At 40.4% G+C, this 22,911-nt stretch carries 23 protein-coding genes and 2 pseudogenes; 6 read left to right on the top strand and 19 right to left on the bottom strand.

Annotated elements, in window-relative coordinates:
• Nucleotides 1-117 precede the first annotated feature (117 nt).
• From dnaG to B9G53_RS05580, 8 genes and pseudogenes are all read right to left on the bottom strand, one after another.
• Entirely contained in the window at nucleotides 118-2,076 is a 1,959-nt protein-coding gene (gene dnaG / locus B9G53_RS05620) for a DNA primase (RefSeq protein ID WP_094530039.1), read from the bottom strand.
• Between the two features lie 104 nt (nucleotides 2,077-2,180).
• Nucleotides 2,181-2,516, bottom strand: coding sequence for a DUF5615 family PIN-like protein (locus B9G53_RS05615; protein WP_176453107.1), 336 nt, complete (start codon nucleotides 2,514-2,516; stop codon nucleotides 2,181-2,183).
• 47 nt (nucleotides 2,517-2,563) lie between these two features.
• Nucleotides 2,564-2,810, bottom strand: a pseudogene (locus B9G53_RS05610) (DUF433 domain-containing protein).
• A gap of 115 nt (nucleotides 2,811-2,925) precedes the next feature.
• Entirely contained in the window at nucleotides 2,926-3,930 is a 1,005-nt protein-coding gene (locus tag B9G53_RS05605; protein WP_094530037.1) for a hypothetical protein, read from the bottom strand.
• A 493-nt stretch (nucleotides 3,931-4,423) separates the two neighbouring features.
• On the bottom strand, nucleotides 4,424-4,645 hold the full coding sequence (locus tag B9G53_RS05600; protein WP_254923570.1) for a transposase: 222 nt from the start codon (nucleotides 4,643-4,645) through the stop codon (nucleotides 4,424-4,426).
• A gap of 560 nt (nucleotides 4,646-5,205) precedes the next feature.
• Complete coding sequence (locus B9G53_RS05590; RefSeq protein ID WP_094530031.1) at nucleotides 5,206-5,466, bottom strand: hypothetical protein; 261 nt, start codon at nucleotides 5,464-5,466, stop codon at nucleotides 5,206-5,208.
• Between the two features lie 44 nt (nucleotides 5,467-5,510).
• The gene (locus B9G53_RS05585; RefSeq protein ID WP_094530029.1) at nucleotides 5,511-6,770 is read right to left on the bottom strand and encodes a murein transglycosylase A; all 1,260 of its coding nucleotides are present in this window, start codon (nucleotides 6,768-6,770) and stop codon (nucleotides 5,511-5,513) included.
• Nucleotides 6,771-6,863: 93 nt separating this feature from the next.
• Nucleotides 6,864-7,616, bottom strand: a complete 753-nt coding sequence (locus B9G53_RS05580; protein WP_094530026.1) for a glycosyltransferase — start codon at nucleotides 7,614-7,616, stop codon at nucleotides 6,864-6,866.
• 144 nt (nucleotides 7,617-7,760) lie between these two features.
• Here B9G53_RS05580 and B9G53_RS05575 point away from each other — a divergent pair, with 144 nt between their 5' ends.
• The 3 genes from B9G53_RS05575 to B9G53_RS05565 all read left to right on the top strand — a co-directional run bounded on the left by B9G53_RS05575 (nucleotide 7,761) and on the right by B9G53_RS05565 (nucleotide 10,919).
• Nucleotides 7,761-9,032 (top strand): hybrid sensor histidine kinase/response regulator, encoded by a 1,272-nt coding sequence (locus tag B9G53_RS05575; protein ID WP_176453105.1) that lies wholly within the window; start codon nucleotides 7,761-7,763, stop codon nucleotides 9,030-9,032.
• A 340-nt stretch (nucleotides 9,033-9,372) separates the two neighbouring features.
• The gene (locus B9G53_RS05570; RefSeq protein WP_094530022.1) at nucleotides 9,373-10,473 is read left to right on the top strand and encodes a response regulator; all 1,101 of its coding nucleotides are present in this window, start codon (nucleotides 9,373-9,375) and stop codon (nucleotides 10,471-10,473) included.
• Nucleotides 10,474-10,685: 212 nt separating this feature from the next.
• On the top strand, nucleotides 10,686-10,919 hold the full coding sequence (locus B9G53_RS05565; protein WP_094530020.1) for a hypothetical protein: 234 nt from the start codon (nucleotides 10,686-10,688) through the stop codon (nucleotides 10,917-10,919).
• On the opposite strand, the gene B9G53_RS05560 is transcribed toward B9G53_RS05565, so the two are convergent.
• The 5 genes from B9G53_RS05560 to B9G53_RS05540 form a co-directional block, all read right to left on the bottom strand.
• A complete protein-coding gene (locus B9G53_RS05560; RefSeq protein WP_094530018.1) occupies nucleotides 10,916-11,737 on the bottom strand; it encodes a PhzF family phenazine biosynthesis protein in 822 nt (273 codons plus the stop codon). The genes B9G53_RS05565 and B9G53_RS05560 overlap by 4 nt on opposite strands.
• A 63-nt stretch (nucleotides 11,738-11,800) precedes the next feature.
• Entirely contained in the window at nucleotides 11,801-12,526 is a 726-nt protein-coding gene (locus B9G53_RS05555) for a hypothetical protein (RefSeq protein WP_141211714.1), read from the bottom strand.
• Nucleotides 12,527-12,728: 202 nt separating this feature from the next.
• Nucleotides 12,729-14,117 (bottom strand): dihydroorotase, encoded by a 1,389-nt coding sequence (locus tag B9G53_RS05550; protein WP_094530015.1) that lies wholly within the window; start codon nucleotides 14,115-14,117, stop codon nucleotides 12,729-12,731.
• A gap of 213 nt (nucleotides 14,118-14,330) precedes the next feature.
• Entirely contained in the window at nucleotides 14,331-15,428 is a 1,098-nt protein-coding gene (locus B9G53_RS05545) for a nucleotidyltransferase domain-containing protein (protein ID WP_094530013.1), read from the bottom strand.
• A gap of 3 nt (nucleotides 15,429-15,431) precedes the next feature.
• Entirely contained in the window at nucleotides 15,432-15,644 is a 213-nt protein-coding gene (locus tag B9G53_RS05540; protein WP_094530012.1) for a hypothetical protein, read from the bottom strand.
• A gap of 90 nt (nucleotides 15,645-15,734) precedes the next feature.
• Here B9G53_RS05540 and B9G53_RS05535 point away from each other — a divergent pair, with 90 nt between their 5' ends.
• A complete protein-coding gene (locus B9G53_RS05535) occupies nucleotides 15,735-16,931 on the top strand; it encodes a DNA cytosine methyltransferase (protein WP_094530010.1) in 1,197 nt (398 codons plus the stop codon).
• A 114-nt stretch (nucleotides 16,932-17,045) separates the two neighbouring features.
• Here B9G53_RS05535 and B9G53_RS05530 read toward each other — a convergent pair whose 3' ends face one another.
• Nucleotides 17,046-17,708 (bottom strand): hypothetical protein, encoded by a 663-nt coding sequence (locus B9G53_RS05530; protein ID WP_094530009.1) that lies wholly within the window; start codon nucleotides 17,706-17,708, stop codon nucleotides 17,046-17,048.
• Between the two features lie 69 nt (nucleotides 17,709-17,777).
• The gene (scpB, locus tag B9G53_RS05525; protein ID WP_176453104.1) at nucleotides 17,778-18,422 is read right to left on the bottom strand and encodes an SMC-Scp complex subunit ScpB; all 645 of its coding nucleotides are present in this window, start codon (nucleotides 18,420-18,422) and stop codon (nucleotides 17,778-17,780) included.
• A gap of 94 nt (nucleotides 18,423-18,516) precedes the next feature.
• On the opposite strand from scpB, the gene B9G53_RS05520 reads away from it, so the two are divergent.
• Entirely contained in the window at nucleotides 18,517-18,777 is a 261-nt protein-coding gene (locus tag B9G53_RS05520; RefSeq protein WP_176453103.1) for a chlororespiratory reduction protein 7, read from the top strand.
• Between the two features lie 28 nt (nucleotides 18,778-18,805).
• On the opposite strand, the gene B9G53_RS05515 is transcribed toward B9G53_RS05520, so the two are convergent.
• The 3 genes and pseudogenes from B9G53_RS05515 to B9G53_RS05505 all read right to left on the bottom strand — a co-directional run bounded on the left by B9G53_RS05515 (nucleotide 18,806) and on the right by B9G53_RS05505 (nucleotide 20,734).
• Nucleotides 18,806-19,204 carry a type II toxin-antitoxin system HigA family antitoxin gene (locus B9G53_RS05515; RefSeq protein WP_094530007.1) on the bottom strand — a complete coding sequence of 133 codons (399 nt, stop codon included), beginning with the start codon at nucleotides 19,202-19,204 and terminating at the stop codon, nucleotides 18,806-18,808.
• Nucleotides 19,188-19,283: pseudogene (locus B9G53_RS05510) on the bottom strand (type II toxin-antitoxin system HigB family toxin); the annotation flags it as partial. The gene B9G53_RS05515 and the pseudogene B9G53_RS05510, both read right to left, overlap by 17 nt.
• A gap of 188 nt (nucleotides 19,284-19,471) precedes the next feature.
• Entirely contained in the window at nucleotides 19,472-20,734 is a 1,263-nt protein-coding gene (locus tag B9G53_RS05505; RefSeq protein ID WP_094530004.1) for an OFA family MFS transporter, read from the bottom strand.
• A gap of 354 nt (nucleotides 20,735-21,088) precedes the next feature.
• On the opposite strand from B9G53_RS05505, the gene mnmA reads away from it, so the two are divergent.
• Nucleotides 21,089-22,174 carry a tRNA 2-thiouridine(34) synthase MnmA gene (mnmA, locus tag B9G53_RS05495; protein ID WP_094530103.1) on the top strand — a complete coding sequence of 362 codons (1,086 nt, stop codon included), beginning with the start codon at nucleotides 21,089-21,091 and terminating at the stop codon, nucleotides 22,172-22,174.
• A 26-nt stretch (nucleotides 22,175-22,200) separates the two neighbouring features.
• Here mnmA and B9G53_RS05490 read toward each other — a convergent pair whose 3' ends face one another.
• Entirely contained in the window at nucleotides 22,201-22,719 is a 519-nt protein-coding gene (locus B9G53_RS05490; protein ID WP_094530001.1) for a tetratricopeptide repeat protein, read from the bottom strand.
• Nucleotides 22,720-22,911: the final 192 nt, after the last annotated feature.

The raw sequence follows: 22,911 nt of genomic DNA, 5'->3' as shown, positions 1-22,911 counted from the left end.
GCTCACCAAAACTAGGTTGAATCACTACAATTAAACGATCGCGACTTTCTTCACGTTGGTAGTCCTCATTTGACTTCGGACTACTCTTTACAAGTGGCGAATAAATTATGACACTAACTAAAATTCAATGACATTTTTCTCATTCGTACTAGTACCAGAGAGATCAAGATAATTAACCTCTATCTGTTTACGGATTTCGGCTTTACGTTGCCTTGCTTCCTTAACTTTAGCTTGACACTCATAACCAAAAGCGGGATTAGCAATCACATCAATACTTTGATATTTGCTTAACCAGTCCTTTTCATGCTTCTCACACATGATGTATTGAATCTTAGCGATCGCAGTTCTCACGACAATCTGGGGGCGTAATAAACCAATGCGCGAATTTTCATCGAGCCAAAGCAGATGCTGCAATTGCTGGGCTACCTCTTCTTGCTCAGCACAGAGAATCTGTAGTTGCTGAACTAAATGATCAGGATAGGGTTCTTCCGCTGCGAGAGAAGTTTTGTTCTCTTGAAGCAGATTGAGAATTGTTTGCCAAAGATAGCGATGATTGGATTGCGTAAATTCAATATTCTCTTCTTCGGCAATCTCTTGATATAGATAAGCGCGATGTTGGGGGAAATGCAGATAGATTTGTAAAAGTTGAGTTTCGGCAATGTGTAGCGAATTTGTAGTCGTGGTCAGAGATGGAGCAGGTTTATTGCTATTCCAGCGCGTATTCCGTAATTGGCGACGGAGATCTTGCTCTAGTCGCAATGCTAAATAGGAATTACCTTGAGATAGTTTTTGAGCGGAAGTATGGATATAATGGGTACGAAAGAAAGAATCAACGGGTAAATTATTGAGTAATTGCGCGATCGCTTGACTACTCTTTTGAAAACGATCAGCTTGGTTAAGATCTTGCCCTGTAAGGATTTGATCAATCTGCCAATCGAGAAATAATGGTGCATTTGTCAGTAAATCTCGATAAGCTTCAGCACTATGTTGTTTGAGATATTCATCGGCATCCTTGCCATCGGGCATCGTCAACACCCGCAATTGCACTGTGCCATTAAAAACTAATTCCTTAAAACCTGCGATCGCTTTTTCTGCCGCCGTAATTCCTGCCTTATCCGCATCAAAATTTAAAATTACATTCTTGGATTCGGTATAGCGCAGTAACTGCTTCATTTGATCGGCATTAAGCGCTACCCCCATTGTCGCGATCGCCTGTTCAATTCCCGCTTGATGCAAGGCGATCGCATCAAAATAACCCTCTACGACAATAGCCTGATCAGATTTAGATATTGCCTCGCGCGCCTTATCCATCGCAAACAGAACCGTACCCTTACTAAAGAGTTCCGTTTCAGGAGAGTTTAAATATTTTGGTTCTTCATCACCAAGCGATCGCCCACCAAAGGCAATCACTCGTCCACGAGTATCGTGAATGGGAATCATGAGGCGATCACGAAAGCGATCGTAAAACCCATTCCCCGTTTTGCGCGGAACTACTAAACCTGCTTCTTCCACTAAACTGACAGGAATCTGCTTTTGCTGCACCAGATATCCCATCAAGGTTTCCCAACCCGCAGGCGCATAACCCAGTTGAAATTTCTGGATTGTCTCTTTGCTCATTTGTCTCTTTTCGACAAGATAGGCAAGAGCCTGCCTTCCCTGTGGTGCATAGAGCGCATGTTGATAAAAACTTGTCGTCAAAGCCATCACTTCATAGAGGCGATCGCGATGGGAGATTTGACGCTGAATTTCCTTTGCTTTTTCGGGTTCGACAGTTTGAATGGGAACGTTATAACGTTTCGCTAAATCCAAAACTACGTCAGAGAACGATCGCTTATCGATCTCCATCAAAAACTTGACAGCCCCACCTGCTGCCCCACAGTTAAAGCAGTGATACATCTGCCGTGATGGATTCACGGTCAGCGCTGTAGCATTTGTACCATTGTGAAAAGGACAAGCCCCCCGAAAGTTTGCCCCACTTTTGCGTAGCACAACACGTTCGGAGACGATATCTACGATGTCTGCCCTTTGACTTACTTGGTCAATGGTGTCTTTGTGGATTTGGAACTGTGCAGACATAATCGCGATCGCCTATTTGTAAACCGCAGTATGCTCAATATATTTTATATCAATCACCTTCAAAAAAGCAGAGGTAATATTCCCTACACAAAATAATTTGCGCGTTAGTAATTCAATTCATCAGATTCAACTGCGTCAATTGGTTTCCAGCGAATTCTAATTTTTTGCTTAGTTGCAATTACAACTGCTCTCGATTCTAAATCCTGTCCATGATTGATCAAAACTTCTTGTAGTAGTTTCTTTCTCTCTAATCTAGGCAGATTCTCTAAACGTAGAACCCCACGATGAGGCTTTTGTTGTAGCCAAATCATTTGCTCAAAGTCAACATCAGTAGTAATGATAATTCGCTCTTCTCTCACTGCCCAAGCAATAATATCATCATCAGACATTTTCGGATTTACTTCGCCGACAGATATAACTTCATGACCTATAAAAGCCATGTTGATAAAGCACCACTGGCATTGACATCAAGTAGAAATCTCATTCTTTAGGATGCTACCACTCGATCAAATACTTCTTCATTGGCAACAAGACGCTGTGCATAAAGTAAAGCCGCGTATATGTCAGCTATTTCTAGCTCTGGGTAATCCTCTAGAATTTCTTGGATACTTGCTCCTTTTGCCAGAAGTTCTAAATATCATGGCAACTGAAATCCGCAAACCCCGAATGATGGGCTTACCACATAGAACTTCTCTGCTAAATGTAATCCTTGAAAGTAGGTTTTCTATATTCAGATTTATTTCGGTAATATAATTATGCAATGTAACACATTTATTTGTTCACAATTTTTTGCTTAATGCTCTCGGCGAGATCGTATTTTCTATAGAAGTTGTTCATTCCTTCAGTGCATTAGTAAGGAGGAATTCTAGTTCCATAGCTATAATCGAATGGATGTTCATCTTCAAAAAACAAAGGAAGTCCTTCAGATACACTCTGATAAGCAGAACGGATGTCATTATAGATATCTGACTTATTTGCTTCAATAATGCCAATCCATGCTGGAGTATAGTAACGAGCAAGTGACGATGCAACGTACACTACCATTACATCCATCAACAGTCCTGTAAGTTTCCATATACTTCCTTCGTCTTTACCAATTAGCCATTGTTTGACTTCAGGGTAATCAGTTAAGTACTTATCTTTGTTAAAGTTACATAGAAAGTCTAGTGAGATTTTTTCTTGAAACAAAGGATTTGGATTATTCATTATGATGTACGGATCATCCATAGTTTCTCGATGAAGTCGAAATTGGCTAAACAATGTTGTCCAACCTGATATTGTGAGTGCATCAATATAGAATGGAAAGTCACCTGATGATCCGATTTGAACTTTGCATTTGTTTCTTGACCAATTTTTGTCAAAATCCCAACCTTCTGAATCATTAGAGACGGATAGACCATGTCCTCGGCTACCTATTAACCGACGACGAACCATATTTAAGCAGATAAAGTCAAGAAAATACATCGCCCCATAGTAATAGAGAATTGGCTTAATTTCTTCTGTAACGACATTGGCTAGTTCAAAGAAATAACGAGATTTTTTAAGCTGGGCTGAGGTTTCGACAGCAGCGTTATTAATTTGTTCTTCTGTCTCAATGGCTTCAAGACCATTTTGGGATCTTCCTCTACTTTCTCCAAGTAATATAGTTGTCTGTTTAGGAATAAAATCTGCATATGGAGATATCTCAACCCCACTAACATCCTTTTTAATTGCATGAGTGAGCGCACGCCTAACAAATGCTGCACTTTCACATCGGGAATAATTTGAGATAGGAGAAAGTGCTCGACGTATAGCATTTGATCCCACATTTTGCGCTAAAATTTTGCTTGTTATTGTCGATGGATTTCGAGGCATGGAGAATTCTCCTCAATTTTATTAAGTCTAATTGTAAAATTTCTCTGTCGCTAGCAATTTCTTTCAATAACTTAGCATGAGTTTAGGAGAAACGCTTAGTTTCATACTTGATCAATCATCTCAGACAAATCAGCTTCTTGCTTTTACATGGCTAGTTATAAACTGCTATCTATGAATCTATATCTCCTGTATCACTTTAGTTGATTGTTAGGCTTATCTCCCTAATTTCTTCAAGTTTTTGGGAATTTCTAAAAATAGCTCTATTTTTAATAAGGTGATGCTCAAACCCTTGATTTACCATTACTCTTCTCAATGGATTTGAATTAGTAGAGATACTATCTATTCCTACAGCTTTATGGTATCTAAATTTGTCCATTTGTCCATAGTGATGAGACATTTAGAATAATCGTGAAGTTAGGAGTAAAAACGATAGACCTAGCAAAACTAGAATGGAACTGCCAATATTGATCCAGAATTGGTGATATTGCAGTTTTCAGATAAGTACGGTACGAGCTTCAGTCTCAAGGAAATAGCCAAGAAGGTCTTTTTGCTGAAGAGAAGTAATGAAAGTAGAAACAGCAGCATCTAAATCTTTTCTAGTTCTAGGCTTAATTTTACGTAAAAAAGCCTTGAGTTTTGACCAAAGCATTTCAATGGGATTTAACTCAGGAGAATAGGTAGGCAAAAACAAGACCTTTGCGCCAACCGACTCAATTGCCTGTATAACTATTGATTAGTATGAACATTGAGGTTGTCCATGACGACAACTGGTTGTGCGGGTGGTGTTTGCTGTACTGATAACGCATACCCTTGTTTCATATCAATATCGACACGATATCTCTAATCCTTTTTCGGTTCGTTCTACGCTCCCATTGTAGAAATATTCGATTCTATAAGTTGCTTTGCCACTTTTCGGCACAAATGAGCAGTCCGTTACGTTCCCTTTTATGAAGTTGTATGAACGCGAAAACTGCCGTCGATAGGTGCGTTCGTTGATTTCGCTATATCGCCTCAGATTCGTGAAGTTCACTTTTCCACAAATCACCATGATTGTCGAAAACAGGATTGCCAGGAATTTCCGTTGTGCTTTGCTTGCTACCTTCGGTATTATGTCTGTAATGCTATTCATTTGGTGCTTTGATTTAACACTTGCACCTTATCCGATGAATAGCTTTTTTGTTCTCATTTTTCAAAACTGTCCCAAGTATTGTTAAAATCCAAAAGAGTAATGGCGGCGCGAAGCGCCGCCATTACTCTTTTGGGTTTTGAGATGTTTTAGCTTTGACGATTAATTTCTTGTAGTAACCATTCATCAACTGGCTGCCCATCTTTACGAGTGAGTTCTATTTCTACGATTACAGAAGAATTGGAGCCGACGGGAGCCATTTTTTGATGGAAGCGAATTACATAATCTTTAGGATTGTGATTGCGTTCTTTGAGCCAGTCTTGGACTTTGAGTTCTGCAAATAATGATTGACCTTGCTCAAACATCCTTGCAACTTGCATTCTGATCGTAAAAGGATTGACTTGTGGCATAAAATTCTCCATTCATCACAGTTGGCACTTTGTGCCAACTGTGATTATTTTTTTAATACAAGATAATACAACTCACCGTCACCTTTGATCAGTCCAGCCCGTTGTTTAGCCCGATCGCCTGTCCCCATAAAAATATCCACACGCCCCGCACCCCGAATCGCCCCACCAGTATCTTGATCAAGGGCAAAACGTTGTACTTGGCGGAGTTCAAGTTTGCCTGTGGTGGGATTTTCAAAGGGAACTTCGGTACGGATTAGGGCAATACCGCCAGAGGGGAAGATTTTTTTGTCGGTGGCAATTGATCGCTCGGCACTGACTGGCACTCCTAGACTGCCCGTCGCAGGTTTACCACCAGTTTCGCGGAAAAAGACAAAACTAGGATTGCGATTTAGGTACATGACTAAATCTTGGGGATTTTTTTGGAAATATTCGATTAAGGTTTGCAAAGTCACATCTTCAAGACGCATTTTGCCATCACGGACGATCTCTGCGCCAACGGAGCGATAGGGTTGATTGGTTTTACCTGCATAGCCAACGGTCAATAGATTGCCATCGGGTAATTCAAATCTCGCCGATCCTTGCACATGTACTAAAAAAGCTTGAAAGCGATCGCTTAACCATGCAATCTCCAATCCTGCCAATTGTTTACTACCTTCGAGCATAGCGCGGGTGGGATGAGGCGATCGCCATTGAGCGAAGTCAGGTGGCAAGCTATAAAGTGGGTACTTAAATTCATCGGTGCGAGTCCGACTTGCCTTATATACTGCTTCGTAATAGCCTGTAAACTGAACGCTACCATTGCCATCGCGTCCGACGGACTGATAGAGATCAAACTCACGATTCAAGGCTTGCTGTAAATCTTTGGCTGTGCGAGATACCTGTACGAGGCGACGGAATCGCACCAAACTGCGCTCCATTAAATTTTGACTAATTCCTGCTACAGGATACCGTTTAGCAGCATTGGGAGTACGAATATATTGAATACTGTTGTCGATCGCTTGCAAAAGATTTTGGCGATCACTTTCTAAGAGATCATCGGTAATATCGAGGGTAAGCGGATTAACCGCGCGTGGGGTGATTGGCACGATGGCTTGGGCAAGTTTTAGCTCCGCAGCTTCGGCAGGGCTTTGAAAATAGGTTTGCATATAGCAAGGTGGCACGGCACAGATCAGCCCGACCCAAGTTGCAAATAAGATATCCCCACCCCGATATAAGGTCGATGTCCAAGACTTTTGCTTTGGCGATCGCTTGGTCTTGCCTAATTGGTCATATTTATTTTTGCCGAAACTATAGGAACCAATCACCCTTAAAAACTCCTCATTAAATAGTCTTTGCTAATCAACAATCCAAAACCCGAATATTAAATACGTGCAAAGCACTCATTTAATATTCGGGTTTTATTTGACTTGCTCATCATACTTGACGTTAATACTAGCCTTTTGTTCATACAAACGATTGAGCCAACTGGGATCAATGTTGAAGTGATAGCACATTTTTAATAACTGATTGAGCATAGCATGACGATATATTCCCCTCTGATGAAACCGCCTTGCCGAGGTAATCACCTTGCCTTGCACCATTACAGGCTTCGAGAACTTGCCTAGGCGATCGCTTAACACCGTGTCCTCAAAAATATCCAGATCGGGGACATTACCAATTTCAGCTAAAACTTGGCGCTTAATAAACGGACAATGATCGAGATAGACAAGCCCTTTTTGTCTAACACGCACATTGTTAGAGTACCAAGACGTAAAGTGCAGTAACCAATGGGCAAAATCAAAACTATGACAAAATGCACCCCAATCACCACCAGATCCTAAACTCTGCTCAATTAGTTGCAAAGCATTACTTTCTGGTAGAAGTGTTGCAGGATGGTGTAGCAAAATTATGTTGCCTGTACTGACTGCAATCCCATCATTTAGTCTTTGGGAACGATTTTTTGCAAGCGATCGCACAACTTGGATCTCAGGCGATCGCGCTGCATATGCTTCCAAAACTAGCTCAGTCCCATCATCACTGGCACTGACTACCGCAATAATTTCTTTTTCACAATTTGGGGGAACTAATTGGTTAACTAAGTTATTGAGAATTCGGTCTAAATACCCATGACGAATTTCATTAAGACAAGGCAAAATTATAGATAAGCGCATATAGTAATTCTCAATAGTTTGTGAGAGTAAGCCAAAAAGCTTGTACTCTCACAAACTATTTAATCTTATTAATCTTAAAATGGAAAATAATCCTATTTACAGTGATCGCTACATGATAATGACAACACTAAAAAGATGTTTATTATGACTAATCAAAACTTAAATCAATCTGAACAAATCGAGAAATTTGAGAAATTTGAAGATTCTCAACATTTAAATACTGCTTCTGTTCTTATAGTTGATGATACTATTTATAATATTCAACTTTTATCGTTGATGTTAATTAGGCAAGGTTATAAAGTACAGCAAGCTACTAGCGGATTAGAAGCACTAGATAAGGTTAACCAGATACTGCCTGACATCATTTTACTGGACATTCGGATGCCTGACATTAATGGCTACGAAGTATGTACAAGATTAAAATCTAATCCAGTAACTAAAGATGTGCCAATTATTTTTATTAGCTCGATCGAAGAGCCATCTGAGAAAGTAGAAGCATTTTCTGTGGGTGGAGTAGACTATATCAGCAAACCGTTTCAGTTAATTGAAGTGTTAGCACGTATTGAAACACATTTACGACTATGTTCATTACAAAAAAAGCTGCAAGAGCAGAATGAACAGTTACAACTTTCGGCTGAAGTATTATCGCGATCTCTCAAACATGAGCGCGAACTTAGTCAAATGAAAACGGACTTTATATCCGTAGTTTCCCATGAATTTCGGACACCTTTAACAACAATTCAAAGTGCATCGGAGTTGCTAGAATATTACGAATGGACTAAAGAAGAACAGGTTGAGCAACTGCATCAAATTCAATCAGAAGTTAAACATATGACGGCTCTGATGGAAGATGTATTGTTTCTGAGTCGAAGTAATACAAATAAGTCAAAACTAAATCTTAATAAATTTGATCTTTTAAAATTTTGCAGTCAACTTTTACGACAGATGCAAAAAACTTTCGCTCAAGACTATACTCTTAATTCATTTATATATATATCTTCAAATCATACAACAATTGAAAATCTGCATCTTCAAAATGATCTACCAACTTTAATCGTGAAAATGGATGAGAAATTATTGCGCCAAATCTTGACTAATCTACTCACAAATGCAATTAAATATTCTCCACAAAATAAAATAGTTGACTTTCAACTTACTGTGGAGAAAGATCATGTAATTTTTGTGATTAGTGATCATGGCATAGGCATACCTAAAGAAGATTTGGAGCATCTATTCGGTGCATTTCATCGTGGTAAAAATGTGGGGATATTACCTGGAACTGGATTGGGGCTATCAATTGTTAAAAACTGTATTGACATTCACGATGGCTCCATATCTGTAGAAAGTCAGTTAGATATTGGCACTAAATTTACCGTGGTTTTACCAATTTCTGAAGAAGGTTTTCTAGAGACATGATTTACCAATTCTAACGAACTTAAATAATAGTCAAATCCATAGCTGTCGTCATTATTGTTAAAGCAGAGAATCCAAAAGATAAGATATAGTACAAAGCACTACATCTTACTTTTTAGATTGTGATATGTCTTATAGCAATTATCGATCAAATAACCCAAGAGATTTTTTGAAATGGTTGCAAAGCAACCGTTTCAAAAAATCTCTTGGGTGCGGTTTCAGCGCCAAGCGCTGTAATTTCATTGGGTCAGCGATGGATCTTAATATTTTCTATGTATTATGTCTTAGATTTACTATCGATCGCTGTCGGTATAATGTTGCTTAAAGATATTAGCCATCTAGCATGAAAAAAATTCTCCTCATCGAAGATAATCCAAATGTCTTGCTAAATACCTCTAGAATGCTGCAAGCCGAAGGCTATCTGGTGATCAGTGCCGACAATGGACGTGCTGGTTTAGAGATGGCTCAGCAACATATTCCCAGCTTGATTATCTGCGATATTATGATGCCTGAAATTGATGGATATGGAGTTATTGCTGCTCTCCGTAATAACCCTGCGACAACGACAATCCCTTTTATATTTCTCAGTGCCAAGTCTGACAAGAATGATTTTCGTCAGGGCATGGAATTGGGATCAGATGACTATTTGACTAAACCTTTTACGAGAGATGAACTATTGGGGGCAATCAATGCTCAGTTTAAGAAACAAGAAATAATTAATAGTTATTACAGACAAGAGTTAGCTAACTTGCGTGGCAATATCTCTAAATCACTACCTCACCAGTTATTGTTCCCTGCGATCGAAGTCATGGGTTTGGCAGATATTTTGGTCAAAAATTATCATGCGATGCAAGCCCATGAAGTGCCAGATATTGGTAAGCGGATTCGGAAAGCGGGGCGGGATATGCATGAAATGGTCAAAAAATTTCTGATGTATGCCGAGTTAGAATCAACGGAGAACAATACGGAATGGCTGAACCAAATCCGCAATAGTAAAGCAACTTTTGTTGACATTGAGATTTCTAGCTGCGCCAAAAAGATTGCCGAGAACTATGGTCGTAATTCTGATTTGCATGTTGATATTAAAGATGCCAGTATTCAAATCTCAGACTCTTACTTAAATGTAATTGTTAAGGAACTTGTTGATAATGGGTTCAAGTTTTCTCCTGAAGGAACTGATGTAAATGTTTCAGGAAGTTATGATGACAAAGAATTTTGTTTGAGTGTAACTGATCACGGTCAGGGGATTGAACCAGAGCAGATTGCAAATTTTGGTGCATATATCAAATTTGAGAAAAAACTCTATATTCAGCAGGGGACTGGGCTGGGCTTGGCGATCGCTAAGCGATTGCTTGATCTGCATGGTGGTAGATTGGAAATTGAAAGCATTCCCTATGAGCTAACTGTAGTAAAAGCTTTTATACCTTTAAGCAATCGCAAATAAAAGAAAACCACAAGAGAGCCTTTGAAAGTGTTGCGAAGCAACACTTTCAAAGGCTCTCTTGTAGTTTTGTGATTTCAGTCACGCAAATAACGGCTGGTGGTCACACCTAAACAATGAAAACTGTCACATGTAAGTCCAGATAGTCATCACAGACTATCAGAGCTAATTAGTTGAATATAGGAAATATGAAGAACGTCCTATGTTAACTAGTTATGATTATCTTGTCATCATCTGAAATTAAAGCGACTAATTTCTCAACTCCATGGGGACGTGAGAAAGGAATTTGTTATTTAGGCAAAACGTTTTTACCGATTGATAGTCATGCCAATCAACAGGAAGCGATCGCTGCATGTCGTCGTGACTTAGATTTAGGAATGCTCTCGATTATTGTTGATGAGGGCGATTGCACTTCACTATGGTGGTATTTTTCAGAAGCGTTTAATTAAGCAAATGTGATCTGACCACGCAAAAAGGTTATGGCTTCACCCTTTAGTAAAACCCTATTACCGCGATCGCATACTTGAAGTTCACCAGTACGTGCTGATAGCTGTTTGGCTTTGAGATTACTTTTACCGAGACGGTTTGCCCAATAGAGAGTCAGACTGCAATGGGCTGAGCCAGTTACAGGATCTTCAGGAATTCCTGCCTTTGGCGCAAAAAATCTCGACACAAAATCATTGGAACTTTCGGGATCAGCGATCGCCGTAATAATAAATCCAAACCCATCTAATTCGGCAATGAGATCAAGTTGTGGTTGAAGATTTTGAACTACGGATTCCGACTCTAGTAAAACCGTTAAGTAATCTTCAGCCTGTCCAAGAACTTGATAGGGTTGTTCGCCGAACATTTCTGCTAATACCTGTTGCGATCGCTCTGAGCAGTTTTTATAAAAAATCGCAGGAAAATCCATCACGATTAAATGATCTTCAAAGCTAATGTTTAAGTCGCCGCTTAGAGTAGAGAAAATAAGTGGCTCATTGGTATTAATTACCGATAATTCGCGCAAATAATGGGCGATCGCAAGGGTGGCATGACCACAGAGCGGGACTTCTTGCTTTGGGGTAAACCATCGCAATTGAAAGTAATTCTGAGAAGAATTTTGCTCTAAAGGTTTGACAAAGGCAGTTTCTGAGAGATTCATTTCAGCAGCAATTTGCTGCATTTGGACATCTGCTGGAAATTGGTCAACTAAGATTGTTGCCGCAGGGTTACCGCGAAATGGTTGATTAGTAAATGCGTCAATAATAGCGATCGCAAGTTGCATATAGTGAATCCTCAATAGTTTGTAGGCGCGCCCCTTTGGGGCGCGCCTACAAACTATTGAGAACTATGGGATTGCTAGTTCTGCATTTATAACTTGATTATTTGAGATCTTAAAGAAGTAATCTTTTAACTGTGCAAACTTTGGCTCGATCGCTCCAAAAGTTAAAATCACTAACTTGTTATTACGACGCTGCAATTTACTGTTAGCTAAAAACTTAATTTTCTGATTGCCCATTGTTAACGTCGATGTCCATTCAATCACGATATTTCCTGTTGACTCAACCACAGGCGATCGCATCTCAAAATCAGTCTGATTGCCATACATGCCCTTAATCATTACTGCAAAAACATCACTCAGTCGATTTTCAGGAATTTCGCTCGGCGGTACAAAAATATTAGTGGAAATTGTGGCTCGTCCCGCTTGTTCATTCCAAGTTACCAGTAATTCACCTGTTTGACTTTTATCAATCAACTTCCAGCCCTTCGGTACATCCATTTCCACAATTCCCGAACGATGTTTGTAAGGTTCAAGTTCTTTTATTTCTAGTTCGGGTAAATTGCTGGGAGTGATCGCAGGTTTAGGACTTGATGTAGGGACGCTAGTTGGTGCAGGAGTTGCAGTTGCAGTATTTGTAGGCGTAGGTGTCGGGGAAACTTTGGTGGTATCGTTCGCAGGCATGGAAAAATTATTACCATTACCAGAGTTGCCACAGGCGGTAAATAATCCCGTGGCGATCGCTGATAGTAATAAAACCGATAGCCTGATCGATATTTTTCGCAGAAGAAACATAATGTTGCGCCCTAAAGCAAACCCAGATAGTTTATAGCAGTTATAGCTGTCGCCTTACAAGCTAATACCAAAACACAAAATGGCGTAGCCATTTTGTGTTGTATAGCTGTCGCCAAACCCAACTAATTGAGTGGCGGCGCGGAGCGCCGCCACTCAATTAGTTGGGTTTGGGAATGAGGCGGTGCAGAGCGCCGCCTCATTCCTAACCAAACTGCAATGCTTGACCACGCGCATCAGGATTAACCTTGCCATTAGCGTACACGACCTGACCACCGACAATCGTAGTCACTGCCCAGCCTGTGAGTTCCCATCCAGCGAAGGAACTCCAGCCACATTTAGTCAACAACTCTTCATTTCTTACAGGTTTATAGTTAAGAAGATCTACTAATACTAAATCAGCATCCCAACCAATCCGAATCTCTCCTTTGTTGGCGATTTTGTACCCTATAGCCACATTTTTGCTCATCCATTCACTGACCTGATGCACAGTACAACGTCCTTTCATTGCTTCCGTCAACATCAGCGCTAAAGAAGTCTCCACACCTGGCATTCCTGATGGCACATTAGCTGGCTCTAGCAATACAGTCTCCTTAGAGGATTTTTCCGACTGGTTGGCTTGATGATCTTCACTGGCGGCTAGTCCTTTTTCCGCTAAGGTATGCGGCGCATGATCAGTGGCGATAAAGTCGATTACGCCATCTAACAGGGCTTGCCACAATATTTCTTGATCGCGGGGCGATCGCAAGGGTGGATTCATTTGCGCTAGAGAGCCAATTTTCTCGTAAGCCCCAATATTCATTAGCAAATGCTGCGGTGTCACTTCGGCTGTCACCCATGCAGGTTTTTCTTGACGCAAAAATTCTGCCTCTTCGCCTGTGGACATATGCAAGATATGCAAACGTCTCTGATATTTTTTAGAAAGCTTGACCGCAAGTTGTGTGGCATTGAGCGCAGCTTGATTGTCTTGAATAATCGAGTGCAGCGCAGGTTCTTTACTACCTGCAAATTCTTTACGACGTTGGGCAATTCTGGCTTGATCTTCGGCATGAACCGCTATGAGGCGATCGCCTTGCGAGAAAATCTTATCTAACAGATCCTCTTGATCGATCAACAAATCACCATGCATCGATCCCATAAATATTTTGATGCCACAGGTAGGATTTGCCGTAAGCAAGTCTGGTAAAACTTCACCTGTCGCCCCAATAAAAAAGCCGTAATTAACTACGCATTTGCTAGCCGCTCGACTAAGTTTGTCATCCAACGCCGCTTGGGTAATTGTGAGTGGTCGCGTATTGGGCATTTCTAAAAAGCTAGTTACACCACCCTTCGCGCAAGCATGACTAGCCGATCGCAAATCCTCTTTATGCTCTAACCCCGGCTCCCGAAAATGTACTTGCGGATCAATCACGCCCGCCATTAATGTCAATCCTTGGGCTTCGATGATTTCTAAAGGCAGATCATCAGCACTTAGCTCAGTGGGATCGAGGGAAGATGCGATCGCTGCAATCTTGCCATGTTGAATATAGACATCGCCAATTAAGGTTTGGCGATCGGGCAGAATAATCGTGCTTTGTCTAATTAATATGCTCAAAATAAAATTCCTTATAAAATTCCTTTAATTGTTTCTTGTAGAATGCGTTAGTGCAACGTAACGCATCAATTAGTAGCCAGCAATTAGTCAACAATGATTGGTTACGCGATCGCTAAACCATCCTACGTTTAATTCCCACAACTTTGGACTGTGCCGTAAAGTAAGGAAACGATTTTTGGTGGCGCGGCTTCGCCACGCCACCAAACGGAGTAGTTAAAAATTAAGATACTCCTTAATAATCTCAATCTGCTTTTCTTCGATCAGCTTTTGGTCGGGATATTTAGGGAGTTTGGTATTTTTCATCGCTGATTCCATTTCCTGTTCTAACTTAGCGACCTCAGCGATAAGGGTGTCATAGGGTACTTCGCCATTGCGGATTTGACGGATAAATTGAGCATCACCTGTTATTTCTCGGTTAGGAATTACACCCTCACCATTCAAAATCTCAATTCCAGATTTGAGTAGGCGATAGCAATGCCCAGAATGTTTGCTGTCATATCCCACCTTCTCCTCGATCTCTGCACGTTTGGAATTACGATTTTTGCGCCATGACTGAAAAGCTTCGTATTCTTGCAGTGCTTGTCGATAGGTTTGAGTATTGTGCAGCAAGGTAATAAATTCATTGGTTGACCTCGTGTAGTACTGCACTGCGGGAAGCAATTCTTCAGCTAATGGATATTGCTTGAGTAAACCCTTGTAATCAACATGGGTTAGCAATTCGGTAGCCACTTCGCTGTATTGGCTAGCATCCTTAATTAAAATATAGAGAAACTCAAGAAAAGCATTTAATTGTTCTTTGCGTAAGGGATTTTCTTCTAGTCCATAGTCTTTGGGATTTGGTGGCAACGAGAAAAAATCTGGGTCTTCCTTATACCTCAACAACCATTTTCTGTGCGTCTGAACCTTTTTAATTTGGGCGTGAGCATAGCCAGAATAGCTGTAGAAAACTTTTTGGCTTAAAAAAGCATCACGGATTTCAATCAAAGCTTCGCCAAATCTGGTTAGAACTAGATAGTCACTTCTATCTATCCATAACAATTCAAGAATATTGGGATTGTTCAGTGTTGCCAAATGACAAAACTTTTTGATGTTGTAGATATTACTATCGGTATCGGTCAAAGCTGAATACAGACAATTTGGGTCAGAGAAACTATCTAATTGCTCAAAGTTCTGTGTGCCAATAAAATAAGGCAGCGTGGGAATGCAGATTCCTTTGTAGTCATAGTCGCTATTCTCATTGTGAACCCTATATAGCCTAGATCCTGTCAAAGCTAGTAAAATTGTTCTTGTTTCAACTTCTAGTCTTTTCATAATTTATCTTTTGACAATAGTATAGGAACTACCTCTTTCATTAGCTCTTTGCAAAGGCTTATTCCTAGCATTGCTTTCAATTACTTCCCAATCAGCATTTTCTAGCACAGCATCCAAGACATCCGATAGATTACAACGCTGCTCATAGGCAATGCGTCTTAGAATATCGTGATGTTCTGGCAGAACATATACAGGCTTTCTCTGTGTTTGCGCCATTTTTAACTTAGCAATAAATGGATTGTTGTTATCCTAACATAGCTAAGTGCATAATTTGACAATTGGCTAATTAGCTATTTTAATACAAGAATGAAAAAAACATTTATCGATTTATTCTCTGGTGCAGGTGGAATGTCTTGCGGGTTAGAAATGGCTGGCTGGACTTGCTTGCTAGGAATTGACCACGATCGCGCTGCTATTGAAACTTTTCAGCATAATCATCCACAAGCTCAGGCGATCGCTGGTGATATTCGGGAGATATCTAACCAACAAATTCAAGCAATAATCGAACATCAAAAAGTTGACTTGATCTGTGGCGGGCCACCTTGTCAAGGCTTTTCGACAATTGGACAAAACGATCATCTAGACGAACGTAACTTTCTTTTTCTTGAATTTCTGCGAATAGTAGAAGCATTAGAACCTGATTACATCATTGTTGAAAATGTGACAGGACTATTATCAAAAAAGAATGAAAATGTCTTAAAAGCAATTATCAAAAGCTTTACAGATTTAGGTTATACAATCGATGTTAAGGTTTTATCAGCACATCATTATGGTGTACCAGAAAAAAGAAGACGGACTATTTTTCTTGGCAACCGATTTGGGGTCAAAAATATTTATCCAGACAAAATATTCAAAGATTCAGCGCAAGATCATCAAGATTTGCCTTTACCTCGAACTGTTGGATGGGCTTTTGATAATTTACTAGAATTAAATGCTGAAATCCTCAATCATGATATTAAGCGATCGCAAATAGCCAATGATTTAGAAAGAGAAAGAATTAGTCATATACCTGAAGGTAAAAGCGTCAGGTATGAGAAAGATCAGTTAGCGTATTTACCTGAAAGCTTGTGGTTTGATGTTGATTGGTCAAGTATTCACGAAGAGCGATTTAGAGAAGCAAAATTAAATCGTTTAGATCGTTACGATTGTGCAAATACAATTAACACTAGTCGCACCACATACTATCATCCAGTTGAAAATCGTTATTTAACAGCCAGAGAAGCCGCCGCAATTCAATCTTTCCCAGCTAATTATTTTTTCTGTGGTACTGTAACCCAACAGTGGCGACAAATTGGCAATGCCGTTCCACCGCTTCTGGCTAAGGCTCTTGGTGAGTCCATTCTTAGGTTAGATTCGATGAAAAAAGATATGGAAGTAACTAACTCCATTGAAGACATTCAATCAATTAGAGCTAAAGCATTTTCCTATAGAGAAAATGCTTTTAACAGATCTGCCAAGAAAGACAATCAAATGGAACAATCTAATCAGCTTGCATTGTTTTAAGTTGGATAACATATCAAAATTATGGCTTACACAAAACTATCTTAAAACCTTTATTTCGCCATAGTAGCAATTCATGAATTGCTACTAAATTCCTTCCTTTAGCGTAATTAAAAATTATATAATTGGTGGAAATTCACGACCATCTTTTTGTTCGAGATCATAACAAGACTTTTTAACCTTTTCCCTTTTATCTACTTTTAAAACTGCATAGAATCCATATTTATAAATTGGACTGCTATGGATAGTTTTAGCTCTCAATCTCAAATTCATTTTACAATCAAATTGCGGTGTACCTAATGAGAGGACATCTTGTTTAAGATGATAAAATCCATAGCCACCAATCTGAATATAGTAACAATCTTTACCCCCATAAAAATCGTACAAACTATTAATATCAATTTCCACTTTGTCTTCAAAAGCCTTTTGATCTTGCTTTTTGTGATGCATGGTAATTTCATCTCTGGGAATAGAATATCGATTAGGAATGAATTTTTTAGCATTAACGATATCCAAAACCCCAACAGATGTATAAAACGAAGTCACAGCATCATCAACACACCAACTCCAAATCCCATCATTCCAGCGCAACATTTTTTGTCCATAATCAGCCTCAAGATCGAGCTTAACCTCTAAATTGTATTCCTGAAAATTGTGCAGAAATTTTATATCCGTTGCATTCCCCGCCCCACCTCTAGTTGAACCAATGGCAATTAATCCCTTGGCAGTCAATAAATCGAAAATATTTTGCTCATAATTATCACCTTTGTTATAACCCATGATTTTTCTCGCAATAAATTAAGTTATGGCAAGATTACATGAGAATGACGAGGTGAATATCAAATGCGACTAAATCAATTTAGTTAAGTCATCGATTTCAAAATATTGATGAAACTTGGTGGTTACTTGCAAAACCGACGATCTTCCTCCATCTGCTTGCCTTTTCTTTCTTACAAATCCCTGCTCGACTAACTCCTGAACGTGCTGATATGCTCCAGCCCCACGTAACTCGATCAATTCTGACTGCACGATATTTTTTTTCAAAGCGATCGCTGCCAAAGTCCGCAAAGCACCACGCCCCAAATCTACAGGGATCAATTTATGGACTAAATCCCCAAACTCCGATCGCAGTCTTAGCGAAAAGCCCACATCGGTTTCCACAATTTCTAAAGCGCTGTCTCGATGGGCATATTCTGTAATTAAGTCAATCAGTCCCATCTCTGCATCTTCAATCTCACACCCCAAAGCCTCAGCGATCGCCGCCAAGTTCATCGGTTGTCCCTTGAGATACAAAACCGCCTCTACTTTTTGCTTGAGGTTATTGGCGATCGGTAATTCTGGCTGCTCAAACCCTTCCATGGATAAAGACAGTGGCTCAGCCTCAAAGTTTTCTTCAAGCTCAAAAAACTCTTCAGGCTCTAGTTCTTCTGCATCTACAGGATTTACAGGATCTACAGGATCGATAGGTTGTTCAAAAGGCAATACATTCGTCATGCTAAAATTTTAACCGAGTATAGGCGGTGCATAGCGCCACTTTTACGCTCTTTTTATACTCTTAAACAAAAAAAATCACAAGCTGAGAAACCATATGCCAAGCAGCATGATGTACTACGAAGACACTTATGTAGTGCTGCCTCCAGATATGCAAGAGCGGTTTGTTAATCAGCTAGAATTAGAACAAATTTTGCATGATCTGCTTGTTGAGATCGAGCATCAAGATCTGCCCACTGATTTACAAAATCTCCCCACAATTAACGAGCAAGTCCAGCGCTTGATTAAAACTGCTTGTGATCTAGACTGTGGCGATCGCGGTACATGGCAATGGTATGTCGTCCGTCTCGATAAGTAAGCAAAATTGGCATTTTGCACCAATTTTGCTACAAAAACAATTTAGGATCGACATGAAAGAATATACTAAGCGCTTGAGCTTGATTTTTGCTGATTTGACGCTTGCCGTTCACCACTTCTGAGACAATGCCACTTGAGCCAATCACATTCACTAGATCGGCTTGCTTTAAATCATTGGATTCCATTAAATGTAAGAGAACATCAAGAGGTGAAGCATCATTCATTGGATAATGCTCATCTTCATATTTTTCAACCAAAGTCAGTAGGATTTGCAAAATCCTCTCTTCTTCGGCTGTGGGTTGGGGAATTGCTAGCAATCTTTCCATGTTTTGCAATGCAATTTCATTTTCAGCGTCATTGGTAATCACATGAGGCTGAATCTCGGCTAGCAAATCACCATAAGCTTTTCGATTAATAGTAAGGGTCATTTTTCCACCTACCTGAGCCATACTCAGCGTGAGTTAGAACATATTTGATATAGATAACTTGTCTCTCATAATCAATACTGATTTCTGTAAATGCGATTTGCAGCATACTTCGTTTCCTAACCTCTGCACTTTTCTCTTTAAATTTTATATCCGAAATCCGCATCCTTAAGCCGTGCAAAGTATATTCCAATTCCTCAAATCCCTTGTCTTGTCTACACCTATTTTTAGAGATGCCCTTATATCAAATTCGGGTTACAACCTTTCCTCCTAGTCTTTCAAGTTGGGAACAAGCTGGTGGGGCGATCGCTTGAGCATCAAATTTGCTACAAGAATACCAATAATCGCCAGTACCGCCATGGGATAAAAAACATAGGTGTAATTGCCAAACAAATCACGAATTTGTCCAGCGATCAAAGTGCCGATCAGAGCGCCAACCCCATAGGCTGTAAACACCAGCCCGTAATTTTGAGCATATTGACTGGGATTGAAAAATTGCAAAGTAATTGTGGGAGCCATGGCTAACCAACCGCCAAGATTGAACCAAAACAGACAAAATGCGATCAGGTAAGTGGCGACCTGTCCCTTTTGAGTGCCGATCATCATCAATGAAGCAATCAAAATCAAGGTATAGGAAGCGATCGCTACATAATGCGGTTTAATGCGATCGCAAAGCCAGCCAAATAGAGGGCGACTAAGACCATTGAATAGCGCAAATAGAGAAACACTGCTAGCGGCTAAAGCAGGATTAATTTGAATCACCTCTTCCCCGACAGAACTGGAAATCCCGATCGCACTCAAGCCCACCAAACTGGCGATCGCATAGCAAATCCACAATCCATAAAATGAGCGATTTTTTAAAATTTGCGCGGGATAATTGATTGCTTGAGCAGAGGCGGAACTGGTTGAAGCTTGACGAGGATGCCAGTCCTTGGGTGGTGGTTTGAGCATCGTAGCGATCGCCAAAATAATTACCATAAAAGCAATTCCCAAAATCCGCAATGTTGGCTTGATACCATACAAAGTAATTAATTGATTTGCTAAGGGAGCTGTGATTAATGGAGAAAGTCCAAAACCGATAATTGTCAAACCGACCGCTAAGCCACGTTTGTCAGGGAACCATTTTGCTACCACTGCCATCGGCACACCATAGGCGATCCCCACTCCTCCCCCCGCAAATACGCCATAGGTGAGGATCATCATCCCAATATCACTGACAAAGCTAGAGAGAATATATCCCAGACCAACAATAATCCCGCCGATTGCGGCGATCGGGCGCATCCCAAGACGGGGAATATAAAAACCTGCGATCGGCATCAGGAGAGCATAAAAAACTAGCGCCACGGTGTAAGGCAATAGGCTTTGAGTGGCGGTAATTCCCAATTCTGCTTCCAATGGTTTTCTAAATACACTCCAAGTATATATATTCCCCAAACAGAGTAGAACGAGCATCCCTAATGGAATCAGTAGCCATCGTCCTGTTTCAGAAGGTATTCCCAATACAGTTACATTTGACTGATTGTTATCGAGCATAAACTATTTGTAAATTTGTATTTGTAAACTTGTTAGGGGTAACTTTTGATATTGCGATCGCCTTTAAACGCAACATACTTAGCACGATCGCCTCTTTAATCTCTGTGTAAGTAATACCAAAACTAAAAATCGCGGAGCGATTTTTAGTTTTGGTATTGGGGGTGTTTTTAATCCACAAAACAAAAGTGTTGGCATACTTTCGTGAATCTGCACAGGTACTTGCTCCCTTCCCAATTTTTCCTCTGCTTGCCGTCGCTATTATCTTTTCCCTCTCCCTGATTCCTAATTGTTTTTTCCTTCTTTTGACAGCGAGATGTGGGTTACAATTTAGGTTGAATGGTTCGATTGCAGCAAATGTCAAACGCAGAAAGCATAGAAAAAAAAGCAGAAAAGGTCGTAGTCGGTTTATCGGGCGGAGTTGATAGCTCCGTTGCGGCTGCCCTATTGCATCGTGCAGGATACGATGTAACAGGTTTGACATTGTGGTTAATGCGTGGCAAAGGACAATGCTGCTCTGAGGGAATGGTCGATGCCGCCAGACTATGCGAAGAATTAGGGATTCACCACGAAATTGTGGATAGCCGTGATGTCTTTGAACAAAACATTATTAATTATCTAGTTACAGGCTATGCAGCAGGTTCCACACCTTCGCCCTGTTCTCGTTGCAACAAAGCGGTAAAGTTTACGCCCATGATGACCTATGCTCGTGAAAAGTTAGGGATTAATAAAATTGCAACGGGGCATTATGCCAAGCTCAGTTTTAATCCTGAATCGGGTCGTTATGAATTGCGCCGCGCTGTTGATAATACTAAGGATCAGTCCTATTTTCTCTATGAAGTCGGGCAAGAAGAACTAAGCTGCTGTATTTTCCCTTTGGGCGACACCACCAAAGTCGAAACCCGCAAAATTGCTGCTGAGTTTGGCTTAGCCACTGCCGAAAAGCCTGAAAGCATGGACTTATGCCTAGTCGAAGCCAATGGCTCCATGAAAGCATTTCTCGATAAATATCTCACACCTGTCCAAGGCAAGATTGTGGATACTAATGGCAATGTTTTGGGTGAACATGATGGGACTTATCACTACACCATCGGTCAACGCAAAGGGCTAGGGGTAGCGGCGGCAAATCCTTTGTATGTGATTGCCCTCGACCCGATCAAAAATGAAGTAGTCGTAGGCGATCGCTCAGAAGCCCATGACAAAGAATGCACTATCCATCAAGTGAACTGGGTATCGATCGCACCTACCGATGTTCCTTTTCATGCAGAAGTCCAAGTGCGTTATCGGACGATTCCAGCCTCGGCAACGGTGATTCCTCTCGAAGGCGATCGGGCAAGGATAGTCTTTGACGAACCCCAATTTAGTATTGCCCCTGGGCAAGCGGCGGTATTTTATCGTGATGATTTGTTGCTAGGTGGCGGTTTGATCGAATCTAAGCAATAAAAAAGGGACGCTAAGCGTCCCTTTTTTTATGATGCTGGTACAACTTGCTTACGTAAAGAAGTTAAGCGGCGATTGGCTGTTTCATTTTTGTCATCTAGTTTCAGCACTTGCTCATACATTTCGATCGCTTGAGGTAGCAACTTTTTCTTTTCATAGGCATGACCGAGATTATTAATAGCAGTCACATAGCCATCTTGCAAGGCGATCGCCTCTTTGTAATTTTTAATCGCTAGATCGTACTGTTCTTGGGAGAAATAGGAAAATCCTAACGCATTGTAAACTTCAGGAACGTTCTCACCACCTTCTTTCAGAGCCTTATTAAATAGGACAATGGCTTGAGCATAGAGTTTTTTTCGCAAATAGACACTACCAAGTTGGTAATAGTCTTCGGGTGTACCTTTTTCCTTTTGCAGCTTAGGCTGAAGGTCAGAAATTACATTTTCTAAACTACGGGCTTTCAAAATCTGGCGGATAACTAACCAGCTAACCCCAGCTAGCAGCACAACTAAGGCCCCAAGGTATGCGATCGCTAATGTACTATCCATAAATATTTACTAATTTCAATCAATTTTATTAACACGGTTTTCCTATCATTGCACTCTAGCAATTTGTTTAGGCATTTTAAAAAGCAATTTTTAACAAAAATCTGAAATATTTTTTCACGAATAAGTAGATGGGCATAATTAATTACAAACCCAAACCTGTAAAGTTGCGCTCTTGCGGGGCGCAACTTTACA

Source organism: Pseudanabaena sp. SR411, from assembly GCF_002251945.1.
In the GTDB taxonomy this organism is placed as follows: domain Bacteria; phylum Cyanobacteriota; class Cyanobacteriia; order Pseudanabaenales; family Pseudanabaenaceae; genus Pseudanabaena.
This window is presented reverse-complemented; position numbering and strand designations above follow the sequence as displayed.

Coding starts and splice junctions, on each gene's coding strand:
- dnaG (WP_094530039.1), bottom strand. CDS start 2,076: ATGTCTGCACAGTTCCAAATCCACAAAGACACCATTGACCAAGTAAGT.
- B9G53_RS05615 (WP_176453107.1), bottom strand. CDS start 2,516: ATGGCTTTTATAGGTCATGAAGTTATATCTGTCGGCGAAGTAAATCCG.
- B9G53_RS05605 (WP_094530037.1), bottom strand. CDS start 3,930: ATGCCTCGAAATCCATCGACAATAACAAGCAAAATTTTAGCGCAAAAT.
- B9G53_RS05590 (WP_094530031.1), bottom strand. CDS start 5,466: ATGCCACAAGTCAATCCTTTTACGATCAGAATGCAAGTTGCAAGGATG.
- B9G53_RS05580 (WP_094530026.1), bottom strand. CDS start 7,616: ATGCGCTTATCTATAATTTTGCCTTGTCTTAATGAAATTCGTCATGGG.
- B9G53_RS05575 (WP_176453105.1), top strand. CDS start 7,761: ATGACTAATCAAAACTTAAATCAATCTGAACAAATCGAGAAATTTGAG.
- B9G53_RS05570 (WP_094530022.1), top strand. CDS start 9,373: ATGAAAAAAATTCTCCTCATCGAAGATAATCCAAATGTCTTGCTAAAT.
- B9G53_RS05565 (WP_094530020.1), top strand. CDS start 10,686: ATGATTATCTTGTCATCATCTGAAATTAAAGCGACTAATTTCTCAACT.
- B9G53_RS05560 (WP_094530018.1), bottom strand. CDS start 11,737: ATGCAACTTGCGATCGCTATTATTGACGCATTTACTAATCAACCATTT.
- B9G53_RS05555 (WP_141211714.1), bottom strand. CDS start 12,526: ATGTTTCTTCTGCGAAAAATATCGATCAGGCTATCGGTTTTATTACTA.
- B9G53_RS05545 (WP_094530013.1), bottom strand. CDS start 15,428: ATGAAAAGACTAGAAGTTGAAACAAGAACAATTTTACTAGCTTTGACA.
- B9G53_RS05540 (WP_094530012.1), bottom strand. CDS start 15,644: ATGGCGCAAACACAGAGAAAGCCTGTATATGTTCTGCCAGAACATCAC.
- B9G53_RS05535 (WP_094530010.1), top strand. CDS start 15,735: ATGAAAAAAACATTTATCGATTTATTCTCTGGTGCAGGTGGAATGTCT.
- B9G53_RS05530 (WP_094530009.1), bottom strand. CDS start 17,708: ATGGGTTATAACAAAGGTGATAATTATGAGCAAAATATTTTCGATTTA.
- scpB (WP_176453104.1), bottom strand. CDS start 18,422: ATGACGAATGTATTGCCTTTTGAACAACCTATCGATCCTGTAGATCCT.
- B9G53_RS05520 (WP_176453103.1), top strand. CDS start 18,517: ATGCCAAGCAGCATGATGTACTACGAAGACACTTATGTAGTGCTGCCT.
- B9G53_RS05515 (WP_094530007.1), bottom strand. CDS start 19,204: ATGACCCTTACTATTAATCGAAAAGCTTATGGTGATTTGCTAGCCGAG.
- B9G53_RS05505 (WP_094530004.1), bottom strand. CDS start 20,734: ATGCTCGATAACAATCAGTCAAATGTAACTGTATTGGGAATACCTTCT.
- mnmA (WP_094530103.1), top strand. CDS start 21,089: ATGTCAAACGCAGAAAGCATAGAAAAAAAAGCAGAAAAGGTCGTAGTC.
- B9G53_RS05490 (WP_094530001.1), bottom strand. CDS start 22,719: ATGGATAGTACATTAGCGATCGCATACCTTGGGGCCTTAGTTGTGCTG.